Annotated in this window: 16 protein-coding genes; 13 read left to right on the plus strand and 3 right to left on the minus strand. The window is 49.9% G+C overall.

Annotated features, from left to right (window positions below; genetic code table 11):
* Positions 1 to 79: 79 nt before the first annotated feature.
* The 7 genes from L2712_RS08780 (at position 80) to L2712_RS08810 (ending at position 3789) form a co-directional block, all read left to right on the plus strand.
* On the plus strand, positions 80 to 676 hold the full coding sequence (locus L2712_RS08780) for a GNAT family N-acetyltransferase (RefSeq protein WP_248977669.1): 597 nt from the start codon (positions 80 to 82) through the stop codon (positions 674 to 676).
* A complete protein-coding gene (locus L2712_RS08785; protein WP_248977536.1) occupies positions 673 to 1077 on the plus strand; it encodes a hypothetical protein in 405 nt (134 codons plus the stop codon). The genes L2712_RS08780 and L2712_RS08785 overlap by 4 nt, the downstream gene beginning before the upstream one ends.
* Before the next feature lie 42 nt (positions 1078 to 1119).
* Positions 1120 to 1512, plus strand: coding sequence for a VanZ family protein (locus L2712_RS08790; protein ID WP_248977537.1), 393 nt, complete (start codon positions 1120 to 1122; stop codon positions 1510 to 1512).
* Positions 1513 to 1590: 78 nt separating this feature from the next.
* Positions 1591 to 2025: a DUF3429 domain-containing protein gene (locus L2712_RS08795; protein WP_248977538.1), complete on the plus strand. Its 435-nt coding sequence runs from the start codon at positions 1591 to 1593 to the stop codon at positions 2023 to 2025.
* A complete protein-coding gene (locus L2712_RS08800) occupies positions 2022 to 2411 on the plus strand; it encodes a thiol-disulfide oxidoreductase DCC family protein (protein ID WP_033539937.1) in 390 nt (129 codons plus the stop codon). The genes L2712_RS08795 and L2712_RS08800 overlap by 4 nt, the downstream gene beginning before the upstream one ends.
* Positions 2408 to 3148: an SDR family NAD(P)-dependent oxidoreductase gene (locus L2712_RS08805; RefSeq protein ID WP_248977539.1), complete on the plus strand. Its 741-nt coding sequence runs from the start codon at positions 2408 to 2410 to the stop codon at positions 3146 to 3148. The genes L2712_RS08800 and L2712_RS08805 overlap by 4 nt, the downstream gene beginning before the upstream one ends.
* Complete coding sequence (locus L2712_RS08810) at positions 3142 to 3789, plus strand: flavin reductase family protein (protein ID WP_248977540.1); 648 nt, start codon at positions 3142 to 3144, stop codon at positions 3787 to 3789. Before L2712_RS08805 ends, L2712_RS08810 begins: the two co-directional genes overlap by 7 nt.
* Before the next feature lie 100 nt (positions 3790 to 3889).
* On the opposite strand, the gene metK is transcribed toward L2712_RS08810, so the two are convergent.
* The gene (metK, locus tag L2712_RS08815) at positions 3890 to 5041 is read right to left on the minus strand and encodes a methionine adenosyltransferase (RefSeq protein ID WP_011864557.1); all 1152 of its coding nucleotides are present in this window, start codon (positions 5039 to 5041) and stop codon (positions 3890 to 3892) included.
* Positions 5042 to 5505: 464 nt separating this feature from the next.
* On the opposite strand from metK, the gene tkt reads away from it, so the two are divergent.
* The 6 genes from tkt (at position 5506) to L2712_RS08845 (ending at position 13101) form a co-directional block, all read left to right on the plus strand.
* The gene (gene tkt, locus L2712_RS08820) at positions 5506 to 7500 is read left to right on the plus strand and encodes a transketolase (RefSeq protein ID WP_033539938.1); all 1995 of its coding nucleotides are present in this window, start codon (positions 5506 to 5508) and stop codon (positions 7498 to 7500) included.
* Positions 7501 to 7635: 135 nt separating this feature from the next.
* Positions 7636 to 8652 (plus strand): erythrose-4-phosphate dehydrogenase, encoded by a 1017-nt coding sequence (gene epd, locus L2712_RS08825; RefSeq protein WP_033539939.1) that lies wholly within the window; start codon positions 7636 to 7638, stop codon positions 8650 to 8652.
* A gap of 101 nt (positions 8653 to 8753) precedes the next feature.
* Positions 8754 to 9929: a phosphoglycerate kinase gene (locus tag L2712_RS08830; protein ID WP_033539940.1), complete on the plus strand. Its 1176-nt coding sequence runs from the start codon at positions 8754 to 8756 to the stop codon at positions 9927 to 9929.
* A gap of 430 nt (positions 9930 to 10359) precedes the next feature.
* A complete protein-coding gene (gene fba, locus L2712_RS08835) occupies positions 10360 to 11424 on the plus strand; it encodes a class II fructose-bisphosphate aldolase (protein WP_033539941.1) in 1065 nt (354 codons plus the stop codon).
* A 223-nt stretch (positions 11425 to 11647) separates the two neighbouring features.
* Positions 11648 to 12388: a DUF481 domain-containing protein gene (locus L2712_RS08840; protein WP_033539942.1), complete on the plus strand. Its 741-nt coding sequence runs from the start codon at positions 11648 to 11650 to the stop codon at positions 12386 to 12388.
* 257 nt (positions 12389 to 12645) lie between these two features.
* Positions 12646 to 13101, plus strand: coding sequence for a winged helix-turn-helix domain-containing protein (locus L2712_RS08845; RefSeq protein WP_248977541.1), 456 nt, complete (start codon positions 12646 to 12648; stop codon positions 13099 to 13101).
* A gap of 134 nt (positions 13102 to 13235) precedes the next feature.
* Here L2712_RS08845 and L2712_RS08850 read toward each other — a convergent pair whose 3' ends face one another.
* Together L2712_RS08850 and L2712_RS08855 are read right to left on the minus strand one after the other, a co-directional pair.
* Complete coding sequence (locus tag L2712_RS08850) at positions 13236 to 13754, minus strand: hypothetical protein (RefSeq protein ID WP_248977542.1); 519 nt, start codon at positions 13752 to 13754, stop codon at positions 13236 to 13238.
* 11 nt (positions 13755 to 13765) lie between these two features.
* Complete coding sequence (locus tag L2712_RS08855) at positions 13766 to 14587, minus strand: cytochrome c3 family protein (RefSeq protein ID WP_248977543.1); 822 nt, start codon at positions 14585 to 14587, stop codon at positions 13766 to 13768.
* Positions 14588 to 14647: the final 60 nt, after the last annotated feature.

A 14647-nucleotide genomic window follows, 5' to 3' on the forward strand; every position in this document is an offset into this window, starting at 1 on the left:
TTTCAGGTTTGTTAAGTTTGGTAGTCGATCTGATAATTTGCAAATAACCCAACAAATAAAGGGGATATCATTGGGACACATGGACCAAGAGAGTGAACTCTTGATTCGGCAGGCCAGCGCCACCGATCTCGCTGCCATTACCGCCTTAGAGGCCAGTCAGTGGCAAGCCGAGTTGGCTCCCGAGCAGCGAGGCGAGCTGATGAGCGGACAACAATTTAGTGCCCAGTCGCTTAGTGATCTTATCAGCGACCACTATATTGTCGTGGCCCAGCATAAGGGGAAGATTGTCGGCTATGTGATTGCCGGCAGTTGGGCGTTTTTTTCGGCTTGGCCCATCTATCGTCGTCTGCTGAAAAATTTAACTGACCATAGCCTGGCTGGTCAGCCTCTGAGTGTCGATAACAGCTGCCAATATGGCCCCATCTGGATCGCGCCATCCTATCGCGGCGCAGGGCTTTTTGCCGATATGGTCGCCAAGCTTAAGGCATTGGTAAAGCCTCAATATTCCTTTATGTTAACCTTTATCGCCGAGGATAATGAGCGCTCTTTTGCCGCCCATACTCATAAGGCCGAGATGCAGGTGCTGGATTTTTTTGACTTCGACGACCGCGGCTATTATCTGTTAGCCACATCGACTCAGGCAGATAGCGCGAGCTGTGCAGGAGGGCAAAAGTGACAAGAGAAACAAGAGTGGCAAAGTCTAACTCAGAGACAGTGCCTAACCCAGAGACTGTGCCTGAGATCGCCCCTGAACTCGCTCAGCGACTTGCACCTTACGCCGCGGTGCAACTGAGCGCCTTTGATAACCTTAAGCTGTTAATCGCGTTGGCAACGCAAGCTGATCTAAAGTGCGAATCTATTGAGTTGCATCGTGATGGCCGGGCGTTTTATGCGGTGAACTGGCAGGAGTGCTGGCTTGATTGCGGTTATAGCAATGACTACGCCGCCAAGATTACTCCCATGTGTGCGCCAAGCGAGCAGATGTTAGCAGTGGCGAGGAAGGTCGAGGTGCCAGTGCTAAACGCGCAGCAACTTAGCTTCATGTGTATGGAATATAGTCATTTTGATCACTGCTAATCTAATTAACTTTAAGCTTTTTCAACGGATTGTGATTGTCTTATGGTGAAATTATTTGCCGGCTTAAGTGTGCTATTTAGTCTGTTTCTGGGCTGGATTATTTTCAGCGCCAGCACAGGGCAGTCTAATCTGTTTTTTGAACTCGTGAAGCGAGTGCCTTATGGCGATAAGTGGGGCCACTTGTTGCTGTTTGGCACCCTGACACTCTTGGTTAACCTGGGTACCAATTTCAGGCGTGTTTATCTTGGTGGCTTTAGGCCCTATTTAGGTGCGATTGCTGTTGCCGTTTTCGTCTTCATCGAAGAATGCAGCCAGGCGTACTTGCCGCAACGTACCTTTGACCTGTTTGATTTATTTGCCGATGCCTTGGGGATATTCTTATTTAGCTGGCTTAGCTATCTGATTGAAATGAAAACTAAATCCCTTATCCGTTAGTTGCCCCTGTCACCTAAGATGATCCCAACGCCTGCTTAATGCGTAATATCTTTAAATTCCCTTAAGCAGAGTGCGTCTATGTCCAAAACTTATTCTATGTTGGGGTATGCAGGGTTACTCCCCTTTATTTTGTCTACCTGCTTAATGCTGACGGGGTTGACCTTCTTCAGCCTAGACCCTTTTATGCTGTTCATAACCTACAGCGCGATTATTCTCTCGTTTTTAGCGGGCACCTTGTGGGGACGAGAGAGCTGCAAAGTTCACTATCTCACTGAGGATAAGCTCCTAATCATCAGCAATGTGGTCAGTGTCGCCACTTGGGTCGCTATCGTCGTCAATCATCTTTATGTCTCGCTGCTGATATTGAGCGTGGGCTATCTGGTGGTCTATTTGAAAGACAGGCAGCAGTGGCGGGAAAAAACCTTATCCGATGAATATATTCAATTACGCACTCGGCTAACGGCTGTGGCAGTGCTATGTCATCTGATCATATTGGGGGCCGCTATCTCATGAAACTACGTATTTTTTATGACAGTCAGTGTCCTTTGTGCGCTGCAGAGATGGCTAAGCTCAAACGTTGTGACACTGAAGATGCGATTGAACTGGCAGATTTGGCAAGCGATGACTTTTCGGCCAAGTACCCACATATCGATGCCAAGTACGCTAATGAGATATTGCATGGTGAAACCGAAAATGGCGAATTGCTCACAGGTCTAGACGTCACCTATCTTGCGTGGGCGCTGGTGGGGAAAAAACATTACGTGGCGCCTCTAACCTGGCCAGTGATCAAACCTGTCGCAGACTTCCTGTACTTAAAGTTTGCGAAGCACAGATATAAGGTGTCCTATCTGCTGACAGGCAAAAAACGCTGCGAAAGCGGTCAGTGTGGTTTGTCATGAAACCGGTAGTGACCCAAGCAGTAAACGGTGAAGGGGTGTCTGTCATCATAGGCGCCAATAGCGCTATCGCCCAGGCGTTAATTCAACGGCTGTTATTGCAAGGCCCTGTTATTGCGATCAGCCGCCGACCCCTAGGCGTGATTGCCGAAGGGCTTGAATCCCTGCAGTGTGATTACAGTGAAGATGCTATATCCACCTTAGTTAACGAGCTAGCAACGAGGCAGTTGGTTATTAGTAATGTGTTTATTTTTAACGGCATCTTGCATCAAGCGAGCATTAAGCCCGAGAAACGGCTCGAAGATTTAAGCGTAGAAGCGATGAATACCCTGTTTCAGATTAATACTGTCACGCCTATGCTGTGGCTGAAACATCTGATGCCCTTGGTCAAAGGCGATAAAAAATGTGTGGTCGCGGTAATGAGCGCACGTATCGGTAGCATTAGTGATAATCGCCTTGGTGGTTGGTATAGCTATCGTGCATCTAAGGCTGCGCTGAATATGTTGCTGCAAACGTCAGCCGTTGAGTATGCCCGCCGCGCCAAGAATGTCGTCATTTTGGCATTTCATCCTGGTACAACCGACACACCCCTGTCTAAACCCTTCCAGCAAAATGTCGACAAAGAAAAACTCTTTTCAACCGAATTTGTTGCTGAGAGATTGTTAGCGGTGGCCCAAACCGTGACGCCTTCTGCAGAGGCCTACTTTATCGATTGGAATGGTGATTCAATTTTATGGTAAATCGAACCGTGCATATCGACCAAAACCAGTTAGCTGAGATGGAGCAGCGTTATCGAGCGCATCTGGTCAATAGTTTGTCTGGCTTTAAGAGTGCCAATCTCATAGGCACTATCAGTGAGTCGGGACAAACCAACTTAGCCATTGTCAGTTCTGTGTTTCACTTAGGCGCAGACCCAGCCTTAGTCGGATTTATCAGTCGGCCTAACTCAGTGGCGCGAGATACCTTGAGTAATATTATCGCCACGGGCAGCTATACCATTAATCAGGTCAATAGTGATATTTGGCAACAGGCTCATCAAACATCTGCTCGCTATCAGCCGCAGCAGTGTGAGTTTGCCGAGGTCGGGTTAACGCCAGAGTATTATCAGGAGGTGCAGGCGCCCTTTGTGGCCCAAAGCCGATTAAAGTACGGCGTTAAGCTCGAGAGCTATCAGAGGATCGAACTGAATCAAACCTTTCTGGTCATTGGCAGTATTACTGATATCTTGCTTGATGATGTGGCGCTCAAAAATGATGGCAGCATCGATATCGAGCAGCTCAATAGCGTTTGTGTATCAGGGCTTGATTGTTATCACCGCACCGAGCGGCTAGGCAGGCTCAGCTATGCAAAGCCAGGTAAGCCATCAACGCTTATCGATTAGCGGCTGCGCTGATACGGGTGAGGAGCGGTCAGCAAGGGTTAATTACGCGAGTACCGACATAAAAAAACCGCCATGTAGGCGGTTTTTTTATTAAAGCGGATTACAGCTTAGCGTCTGCGCGCAGCGCTTCAGCTTTGTCGGTGCGCTCCCAAGGGAACTCGTTACGACCGAAGTGACCGTAAGCGGCGGTTGCCTTGTAGATAGGACGCGCCAGATCAAGCATCTCGGTCAGGCCGTATGGGCGCAGGTCGAAGTGCTGACGTACTAAGCCGATTAACACCTCTTCTGACACCTTACCGGTACCGAAGGTTTCAACGCTGATAGAGGTTGGCTCTGCCACACCGATAGCGTAAGAAACTTGAATCTCACAGCGATCTGCCAGACCGGCAGCGACTATGTTCTTGGCTACATAACGAGCCGCATAGGCCGCGCTGCGGTCAACTTTTGACGGGTCTTTACCCGAGAAAGCGCCGCCGCCGTGACGAGCCATGCCGCCGTAGGTATCAACGATGATCTTACGACCTGTCAGGCCACAGTCGCCCATAGGGCCACCGATAACGAAACGACCGGTTGGGTTGATGAAGAACTTGGTCTCTTTGTTCAACCACTGTGCAGGTAGTACAGGCTTGATGATGGTTTCCATCACGCCTTCGATCAGATCAGACTGGCTGACGCTGTCACAATGTTGAGTCGAGAGTACCACCGCGTCGATGCCGACGATCTTGTTGTCTTCGTAGGCGAACGTCACCTGGCTCTTGGCATCTGGACGCAACCAAGGCAGGGTGTTGTCTTTACGTACTTCAGACTGACGCTTCACCAGTGCATGAGCATAGGTGATAGGGGCTGGCATGAGTACGTCGGTTTCGTTGCTGGCATAACCAAACATCAAACCTTGGTCACCGGCGCCTTGCTCTTTAGGATCGGCGCGATCGACACCTTGGTTGATGTCAGGTGATTGCTTACCAATGGCGTTCAGTACCGCACAAGAGTCGGCATCGAAGCCCATGTCTGAGTGAGTGTAACCGATCTCGCGAACCGTCTTGCGGGTTAGCTCTTCGATATCAACCCATGCAGAAGTGGTCACCTCGCCACCTACCATCACCATGCCGGTTTTGACGTATGTTTCGCACGCAACACGTGCCTTTGGATCTTGCTCTAAGATCGCGTCGAGTACCGCATCAGAAATTTGATCGGCGATTTTATCTGGATGACCTTCTGAGACCGACTCAGAGGTAAACAAGTGCTTTGCCATAATGGAAAAATCTCGTCTTTAAACAATTTGAATGTGTAGAAGTATCTACATCTAGACGGCCATTTTAGTGGAAATCAGATCGGATAACACCCTTTTCAGTAAAAATTGTGGAGTAAAACCGGGTAAATATTCTAATGCCTGGGATGAGTTAATCTATTTTTGTTATCTAAGGTTATGTTATTTATAGCCTTTAGTTGCTTTGTCTAACTTAAAACTATCTTGTTTCGATACGGGCGAGATTGAGCGGGTGATCAAATCTGCCTGGCTTGGTGTGGTCAATCTTATTCCGTTAGCCCCAGTAAAGGGCAAATAGCGGCGGACCCTAGGTGGGGGAAATTAGCGGCTATATGGATTTAATCTAAGGGAATCGGTGAATTTTATTTGCGTCCCATCCGCGAGTAGGGGAAAATATGCCCCCAATTATTGCCCGCAAAATCCCCAACATAAAATCAGCAGGAGAGAGCATGTCATCTCGTAAAGAACTCGCAAACGCTATCCGTGTGTTAAGTATGGATGCCGTTCAAAAAGCCAACTCTGGTCACCCTGGTGCCCCAATGGGAATGGCTGATATCGCTGAAGTGCTTTGGAATGACTTCCTTAAGCACAACCCGAATAACCCAGAGTGGGTCGATCGCGATCGTTTCATCCTATCTAACGGTCACGGTTCAATGCTGATTTACTCTCTGCTGCACCTAACAGGTTATGCATTGCCAATCGAAGAGCTAAAGAGCTTCCGTCAACTGCATTCTAAGACGCCGGGTCACCCAGAATATGGTTACACCCCAGGTGTTGAAACCACCACAGGTCCTCTAGGCGCTGGTATCAGCAACGCCGTGGGTATGGCGATTGCAGAGAAGACACTGGCGGCGCAATTTAACCGTCCGGGTCATGATATCGTCGATCACTTCACCTACTGCTTCCTGGGCGATGGCTGTCTGATGGAAGGTATCTCTCACGAGGCGTGTTCACTGGCGGGCACCCTAGGTCTTGGCAAGCTGATTGCGTTTTGGGATGACAACGGTATCTCTATCGATGGTCATGTTGAGGGCTGGTTTACCGACGACACAGCTAAGCGTTTCGAATCTTACGGCTGGCATGTGATCGCCGGTGTTGATGGTCATGACAGCGACGCGATTCGCGCGGCTATCGAAGAGGCTAAGTCAGTTACCGACAAGCCAAGCATGATCTGCTGCAAAACGGTTATCGGTTTCGGTTCGCCAAACAAGTCTGGTAGCCACGACTGTCACGGCGCGCCACTGGGTGATGCGGAAATTGCCGCGGCACGTGAGTTCCTGGGTTGGGAACACGCACCGTTCGAGATCCCAGAAAACGTTTATGCAGGTTGGGATGCTAAAGAAGTGGGCGCGGCTAACGAGTCTGCCTGGAATGAGAAGTTGGCCGCTTACGAGGCTGCCTACCCAGAACTGGCTGCAGAATATAAGCGCCGCGTGATCACTGGTGAACTGCCAGCCGATTTCGAAGAAAAAGCACAGGCATTCATCAAAGAGTGTCAAGAGAAAGGCGAAAGCATTGCTAGCCGTAAGGCGTCACAAAATGCTATCGGTGCCTTCGGTGCCATCCTACCTGAACTGCTCGGCGGTTCGGCTGACCTGGCAGGTTCTAACCTGACCCTATGGTCTGGTTCTAAGGGCATTCAGGAAGATCCAGCGGGTAACTACATCTACTACGGTGTACGTGAATTCGGCATGAGCGGCATCATGAACGGTATCTCGCTGCACGGTGGTTTCATCAATTATGGCGCAACCTTCATGATGTTCATGGAGTATGCACGTAACGCGGTACGTATGTCAGCGCTGATGGGCATTCAAAACATCTTCGTTTATACCCATGACTCTATCGGTCAGGGTGAAGATGGCCCGACTCACCAACCGGTTGAGCAGCTGGCTAACCTGCGCATGACACCAAACATGATGGTATGGCGTCCATGTGATGCGGCTGAAACGGCTGTGGCTTGGAAGATGGCTATCGAACGTCGTAAGGCGCCGACCTCTCTGATCTTTAGCCGTCAAGGTCTGCCTGCACAGGCGCGCACCGATGAGCAACTGGCTAACATCGCCAAGGGTGGTTACGTGATGCAAGACTGTGCCGGTACGCCAGATCTTATCCTGATCGCAACAGGTAGCGAGATGCAGTTGGCACTGGATTCAGCCAAGGCGCTGACCGAGCAAGGTAAGGCGGTACGTGTAGTGTCTCTGCCATCGACCGACGTGTTCGACGCACAAGATGCGGCTTACAAAGAGTCTGTACTGCCTAAGTCTGTCACTAAGCGTGTGGCTATTGAAGCGGCTCACGTTGATTACTGGCACAAGTATGTCGGTTTCGACGGCGCGGTTGTGGGCATGACCACCTTCGGTGAGTCTGCACCAGGCGGCGATCTGATGAAGCACTTCGGTTTCACCGTTGACAATGTTGTAGCCAAGGCAAATGCCATTTTATAAGGCCTAGTGCCACCCAAAAGGCATAGGGCAAGCAGTTGCTCTATGCCATGATGACCCGGCTTATCGATAACGATAGGCCGTTGTCGCATTCAGGAATGCCTATCTCAGGACGGTGTTAGGAGTAGAAGCACTTAAATGATTAAAGTTGCTATTAATGGTTATGGCCGAATTGGTCGCTCGATTCTTCGTGCCCTCTATGAGTCTGGCAAGCGGGATAAGATCCAGATTGTCGCCATTAATGAACTCGCCAAACCCGAAGCCATGCTTCACCTCACCCAATACGATACCACCCATGGTCGCTTTCAATCTTCCGCGTCACTCGACGACAATGTGATGACTATCGGGGACGACCGTATCTTATTAATCCATGAGCCCGATGCTGAAAAGCTGCCCTGGCAATCTCTGGATGTCGATATCGTGTTCGAGGCCACAGGTGCCCTTATCGATCGCCAGGCCTGTGAGGCTCATATCAAGGCGGGGGCTAAGCAGGTACTGATCAGCCACCCTTCATCTAGCGATGTGGATGCCACCATAGTCTATGGTGTGAATCATCAAGATCTCAAGGCCGAGCACCAAATCGTCTCTAACGCCTCCTGCACCACCAATTGTTTAGTACCTATCATTCAGGTGCTTGATCGCGCCTTTAAGGTACATAGTGGTGCTATTACCACGATTCACTCGGCGATGAACGATCAGCAGGTGATTGACGCCTATCATGATGACCTCAGACGTACCCGTGCGGCGGGACAATCTATCATTCCGGTAGATACCAAGCTGGCCAGAGGAATTGAGCGCATCCTGCCTGAGATGAAGGATAAGTTTGAGGCGATATCTGTGCGCGTGCCAACAATTAATGTGACGGCAATTGACTTATCGGTCACCTTAGATAAACGTGTCGATATCGATACAGTGAACCAGGTATTATCTCAGGCGGCAAATGGCTCATACCAAGGGGTTGTAGGCTATACTAATGCGCCATTGGTATCGTGCGATTTTAATCATGATCCCAGATCCAGTATCGTCGATGGCACCCAGACGCGGGTGAGCGACGGCCATCTGGTCAAATTGCTCTTGTGGTGTGATAACGAGTGGGGCTTTGCCAACCGTATGTTGGACACCAGTTTAGAGATGATAAAGGCCGTCAGAGCCTGATTTTAAAGTTTTTAGCCCATGGCCGGTGAAGCGTCCTGGCGGTGGGTAACTCAGTTTTGCTTTAACTTTTACTTTTAACTTTACACTTAAGGAAACGTGAAATGGCGATTATCAATATGTCAGCGTTAGATCTTCAGGGCAAGCGTGTGCTTATCCGTGAAGACCTCAATGTTCCGGTAAGCAATGGTGTGGTGACCAGCGATGCGCGTCTGCGTGCCTCTTTGCCGACCATCAAGCTGGCGCTGGAAAAAGGCGCGGCCGTGATGGTGATGTCTCACTTAGGCCGTCCGACCGAAGGCGAATACAACAGCGAATTTTCTATGCAGCCTGTTGTGGATTACCTGGACAAAGCGCTGGATTGCCCGGTACGTCTGGCTAAAGACTATCTCGATGGCGTAGAAGCTAATGTCGGCGAAGTCGTGGTATTTGAGAACGTACGCTTCAACGTGGGTGAGAAGAAGAACGACGAGGCGCTAGCTAAGAAGCTTGCGGCCCTGTGTGATGTATATGTAATGGATGCCTTCGGCACCGCACATCGCGCCCAGGCCTCGACTCATGGCGTTGGTCTGTATGCTCCTGTGGCTTGTGCGGGACCGCTGCTGGCCGGTGAGCTGGAAGCCTTGGGTAAGGCGATGGATAACCCGGCGCGTCCGCTGGTGGCTATCGTGGGTGGTTCTAAGGTATCAACCAAGCTGACTGTACTTGAGAGTCTCTCAGGTATTGTCGATCAGCTAGTGGTTGGTGGCGGTATCGCTAACACCTTTATTGCGGCGGCTGGCCACAACGTAGGTAAGTCGCTCTATGAAGCAGACCTTATCGATGAAGCCAAGCGTCTGGTCGCCAATGCCCAGAGCCGTGGCGGCGACATCCCTGTGCCAACTGACGTTGTCGTTGCTGGCGAGTTCAGCCCAACGGCGAGCGCAACCCTTAAGGCGGTCGATCAGGTCGCGGATGAAGATATGATCTTCGACATCGGCCCAGATAGCGCAGAAGCTCTGGCTGAGATCCTCAAGAGCGCTGGTACCATCGTCTGGAATGGCCCTGTGGGTGTGTTCGAGTTCGACCAATTCGGTGAAGGCACCAAGCGTATCGCCCAGGCGATCGCCGAGTCATCAGCCTTCTCTATTGCCGGCGGTGGTGACACCCTAGCGGCAGTGGACAAGTATGGTATTGCCGACAAGGTCTCTTACATCTCTACCGGTGGTGGTGCCTTCCTGGAGTTCCTGGAAGGTAAGGAGCTGCCTGCTGTGGCTATGCTGGAAAGCCGCGGCGAATAAGTAAAAAATAACTAGGGTCTGTTTATCTTTCAGGTTTAATTTTTGTTCAATCTAAACGCGTATTGCTCGCGGCGTAAGCAATGTTGCATAGCGAGCTATGTGAATTGCGCACAACAAAGAGTAGGGCGCGTTTAGATGAACCCTTCGGGCAGCGTTTGTAGGAGATTTCTACGACGTTATCACCCGCTCGTGTAGAATAGCTACACCACACGGGTTCTGCCTTGCATAAATTGCCTGCAAACTACTGCAAACTACTGCAAAAACAAACAGGAAAGGTTGACAGACCCTAATATTATTATAAGAAACCGCCGACGGTTAGGGCGCACAGGATGCATGCACTGACTGTCGGTATCAAAATCTGTCCAAACGATAGTGACCTCGGTGGCTGAGCGGGTACTGCCCGAACACCACCCTATTATTGGAGTTAAAAATGGCCTTAATTTCCCTACGTCAACTGCTAGATCATGCCGCAGAGCATGGATATGGCGTTCCCGCATTCAACGTGAACAACCTGGAGCAGATGCGCGCCATCATGCAGGCGGCAGAAGCTACTGACAGCCCTGTGATCGTTCAGGCATCAGCCGGTGCACGTAAGTATGCCCGTCCTCAGTTCCTTAAGTATCTGATGGCGGCAGCACTTGAGCAGTACCCAGATATCCCTGTGTGTATCCACCAGGATCACGGTACTCATCCTGACGTATGTCAGCGTTCAATTCAGCTGGGTATGTCATCTGTGATGATGGACGGCTCTCTGATGGCTGATGGTAAGACACCTGCGTCTTACGAGTACAACGTTGACGTGACCCGCAAGACGGTTGCCTTTGCTCACGCCTGTGGTGTGTCGGTTGAGGGTGAGATCGGTTGTCTGGGTAGCCTGGAAACTGGACAAGCCGGTGAAGAAGATGGTGTTGGCGCCGAAGGTATCCTGAGCGAAGAGCAACTGCTCACTACGCCAGAAGAAGCGGCGCGTTTCGTTGCCGATACTCACGTTGATGCACTGGCCATTGCTATCGGTACCAGCCACGGTGCTTACAAGTTTAGCCGCAAGCCTACCGGTGATGTGCTGCGTATCGACCGTATCAAAGAGATCCACGCCCGTATTCCAAACACTCACCTGGTAATGCACGGCTCATCTTCTGTGCCACAAGAGTGGCTGGAAGTGATCAACCAATATGGTGGCGCTATCCCTGAAACTTATGGCGTGCCACTGGAAGAGATCGTTGAAGGTATCAAGCACGGTGTGCGTAAAGTTAACATCGATACTGACCTGCGTCTGGCTTCTACCGGTGCAGTACGTAAGTTCCTGGCTGAGAACCCAAGCGAATTCGATCCACGTAAGTTCCTGAAAGCTTCTATGGACGCGATGGCGGATATCTGTACCGTACGCTACGAAGCCTTCGGTGCGGCAGGCATGGCCTCTAAGATCAAGCCTAAGTCGCTGCAAGCCATGTATAAGGCTTACCAGTCTGGTGAATTAGATCCACAAGTGAACTAATCTGCTTCACATGAAAGAGCCCACCTTCTTGGTGGGCTTTTTTTTGCTTAATGTAAGCCGAACAAGACAAGCTAGAGTCACGCTGAAGGTAGGATTTACGCTTCTTTTTGGTACTTTCGGTAGTTCAATTTGCTGAAAAGGCAAGTGCAATTGTCATTTCTGTGTGCTGGATGTTAATATTGCGCCAATTTTTAAGGGACTTGGAACTATAGGTAAATCGATAATGAAAAAATTGCTGACAGCTACGGCTATCCTGATGGCAGCCCCCTTTGCAGCGCACGCGGGTGCCGATTTTGTTAAGGGTGACAGAACCTTTGCGGCAGATGCTGAAGTGGGTGCGACAGTGACCACAGGTAATACTGAGACGACTTCGCTTAAAGGGCGTCTGGATATGAAGCATGAGCTGGGTAACTGGGAAAACCAATACCTGCTAGAAGCCCTCTATAAAGAAGATAGTGGTGAAGAGACAGGTAAGCGCTACTACGGTCTGGTGCAGGGTAACTATAAGTTCAGCGATATCAATTATATGTTTGCCAATGCTAACCATGAGATAGATCCTTTCACTGGTTTTGACTCAAAGTCGACAGTATCAGTGGGTTATGGTCATAAGTTTGTCGATACCGAAAAGACAACCTTTGCCATCGAAGTGGGTCCGGGTTTCCAGTACAAGCGTCTGGACGATGTGAGCGCCGCTGAAGCGGGTTATGACACCGAAGAGAGCTGGGTGGCGCACGGGGTGATTAACTTCGAAACAGAGATCACCGACAACTCTAAATTCAAGCAGCTATTTGTCGCTGACTATGGTGAAAGCCTGGAAGGACGTTCAGAGACATCTATCACTGCTAACATTGTGGGTGCTCTGGCGATGAAATTTGCTGTGATCGTGCGTTATAACAGCGAACCGCTGGATGACAAGAAGAGTACAGATACAGAAACCAATATGACCTTGTTGTATTCATTCTAATATACTGATCTTATGCATAAAAAAATGGCGCCCTAAAGGGCGTCTTTTTTTTGAGCAAAACTCAGGCTGAATACAGGCTTAACCCAAGTCTAATTAGGCTTAAATCTGTATCTGGATGTATCATAATTATTCAGTTATTTTAATGAGTTATGTGCTTTTAGTCACGAAAGTCACCCCGCTTAAATGTCACACTGTAGGCCTAGGTTGCTTAGGCACCCCGAGATAAATAGTTGTACTCGTTAGTGTGAGAATTTCTAATGCAGATAGGTAGCTGTTGGTTTGATCCGTCGCAATCGACCCTATCAAACCAGGACAATGACACCAGTTGGCGTATGCCATGTGCGGAGTTTGCCGTACTCAAATTATTGACCAATCACAGAGGTCAGGTGCTGTCCCATGCCGAGCTGCTGGCGGCGCTGCCCGAAGAGGAGGCAAATATGGCCCGTCTCGTTCAGGCGGTTGATCGCATTCGCTTCTTTTTAGGAACCCCCTCTGGCAAGTTATTGGAGTCCATCGATAATCAGGGCTACATACTGCATCATAAGCTTTCGCCTAATCTTGATTTAGTGGGGAGTGGCCCCACAAAACGCATGACGAGTCAGCAGTATATCCTATTGATTTCTCAGTTATTACTGCTAATTTTGCTCGTTTATTCTGTATTTGAACCTTTCAATTACCTTCCTGCTTTAAGAGAGTTTATCCGCGAGCAATAACCTCACCTCGCTTTGTTTTTGCTAGCCTTGCTTTGGCCGCTTCAGCGCTATTTTGTGTGCGTGTCGAACTTTGCCTATGGGACATAAAAAAAGGGCCACACACTAGGTGATGGCCCCCAAAGTGGTGCAGTGGGTTAAGTGGAGGGGAGCAGAACCAGTTCGTTGGTCGCCTTGGCACCTTTGATCTCTATGGCAACTTTAAATTCTTCAACCGAACCAGGAGCGGTATTGGCATCCCAGTCTAGATCGGTTGCACTAAAGCTGTATTGGCCATTATCTGTTTCTTCTAGCATGCCCTGGCAGTCGCCAGCGGCGCTATCGCATTGATAGCTTTGCGTCACGTGCCAATGTTTCCAAGCCTTCGCCTTGTTTGACTCCGTGGTGCTATCGGGGAAACCGAAGTAGACGATGTTGTAATCTTTGGCATTGGTAATCGCCAAGCCGTCATCATCTGTTAAGGCAAAGCTCAGGGTGCCTGTCTCGCCGTCAAATTCGGCCAGAGTCAGGTTGATGGCCAAGGCCTCACCGGCATCTATGGTGACTGGTGGAGGCGGAATGATCACACCGCCGTCATCGTCATCATTATCGTCACTGCCGCAACCGCCGCACATTAGCAGTGTTGCTAATAGAGCTGTTAATAACTTCTCATTCATGACCTGCTCCTTTAGTTAAAGTGGCCGGTATGGCAAGTCGTACATTCCATATCTGACTTCACGCTGGCTGCACTACCCATGGTAGTCTCTACACCGTGACAGGTTTGACAGTTTTGTGCCTCGCTTGAAGGCTTTGATTCAGGTAGCGCCGAGATATCTTCGCCCTTATAGGCGCGGTTCAGCAACTCGACCACGTGATAAGCAACAGAAGCCGATAGACGCTTACAGCGCTCACCCTTCTGGCTGAAGGTAAAGCCTGAAGCTTTAGACCAGTTACTGATAGAAGAGTGACACAGGATGCTGTTGGCAACCGATGACTTACCTACCAGAGCGGTTTTCTCGGCGGTTGAACCTATGCCAGCAACAAATTCGTCGCTTGAGAAAGGCAGCTCTGTCACTTCGTAGTAGCGGAAAGAGGCGCCAATCACAGCTGAGTTCTGACCGTTGATATCGTCTAAGATGTTGACCAGCATACCGGTAGCGTTGTTGTTACCACACACTGTGCCCTGACCAACAATACCCGCCCAGCCATAACCAGCCAGCGCTGTAGGAATCGTCTTGAACTTGTCGGCATCGGCGCTGCTAGAGTTAGCTAACATAGTCACCAAGGCGTGGAAGACCTGGTGCATACATCCACCGCCAGTCTCATAAGCTAGCTTGGCGGTTGCCATAGGATCGAGGGGAACATACTTAAGCTTTTCGCCTAACTCCAGTTTGTAATTACCTTGTTCGTCGGTAGCGGCGAAGGCTGATGTGCCCATAAGGGTGGCGCCCGCCGCCGCTGTGCTGATGCCGATGATTTGGCTAAGTGCTTGGCGTCTATTGATGGTCATGACAATGTCCTCACTTGGATAGATGTTATTTTTGTTGTTGGCACAAACTAAAAGATGCGC

Source organism: Shewanella marisflavi (assembly GCF_023283925.1).
In the GTDB taxonomy this organism is placed as follows: domain Bacteria; phylum Pseudomonadota; class Gammaproteobacteria; order Enterobacterales; family Shewanellaceae; genus Shewanella; species Shewanella marisflavi.

Excerpts from the sequence above, each read along its gene's own strand:
- epd (WP_033539939.1), top strand. The coding sequence starts at position 7,636 with ATGATTAAAGTTGCTATTAATGGTTATGGCCGAATTGGTCGCTCGATT.
- L2712_RS08850 (WP_248977542.1), bottom strand. The coding sequence starts at position 13,754 with ATGAATGAGAAGTTATTAACAGCTCTATTAGCAACACTGCTAATGTGC.
- L2712_RS08830 (WP_033539940.1), top strand. The coding sequence starts at position 8,754 with ATGGCGATTATCAATATGTCAGCGTTAGATCTTCAGGGCAAGCGTGTG.
- L2712_RS08795 (WP_248977538.1), top strand. The coding sequence starts at position 1,591 with ATGTCCAAAACTTATTCTATGTTGGGGTATGCAGGGTTACTCCCCTTT.
- L2712_RS08845 (WP_248977541.1), top strand. The coding sequence starts at position 12,646 with ATGCAGATAGGTAGCTGTTGGTTTGATCCGTCGCAATCGACCCTATCA.
- L2712_RS08855 (WP_248977543.1), bottom strand. The coding sequence starts at position 14,587 with ATGACCATCAATAGACGCCAAGCACTTAGCCAAATCATCGGCATCAGC.
- L2712_RS08800 (WP_033539937.1), top strand. The coding sequence starts at position 2,022 with ATGAAACTACGTATTTTTTATGACAGTCAGTGTCCTTTGTGCGCTGCA.
- L2712_RS08840 (WP_033539942.1), top strand. The coding sequence starts at position 11,648 with ATGAAAAAATTGCTGACAGCTACGGCTATCCTGATGGCAGCCCCCTTT.
- fba (WP_033539941.1), top strand. The coding sequence starts at position 10,360 with ATGGCCTTAATTTCCCTACGTCAACTGCTAGATCATGCCGCAGAGCAT.
- L2712_RS08805 (WP_248977539.1), top strand. The coding sequence starts at position 2,408 with ATGAAACCGGTAGTGACCCAAGCAGTAAACGGTGAAGGGGTGTCTGTC.
- L2712_RS08810 (WP_248977540.1), top strand. The coding sequence starts at position 3,142 with ATGGTAAATCGAACCGTGCATATCGACCAAAACCAGTTAGCTGAGATG.
- tkt (WP_033539938.1), top strand. The coding sequence starts at position 5,506 with ATGTCATCTCGTAAAGAACTCGCAAACGCTATCCGTGTGTTAAGTATG.
- L2712_RS08790 (WP_248977537.1), top strand. The coding sequence starts at position 1,120 with ATGGTGAAATTATTTGCCGGCTTAAGTGTGCTATTTAGTCTGTTTCTG.
- L2712_RS08780 (WP_248977669.1), top strand. The coding sequence starts at position 80 with ATGGACCAAGAGAGTGAACTCTTGATTCGGCAGGCCAGCGCCACCGAT.
- metK (WP_011864557.1), bottom strand. The coding sequence starts at position 5,041 with ATGGCAAAGCACTTGTTTACCTCTGAGTCGGTCTCAGAAGGTCATCCA.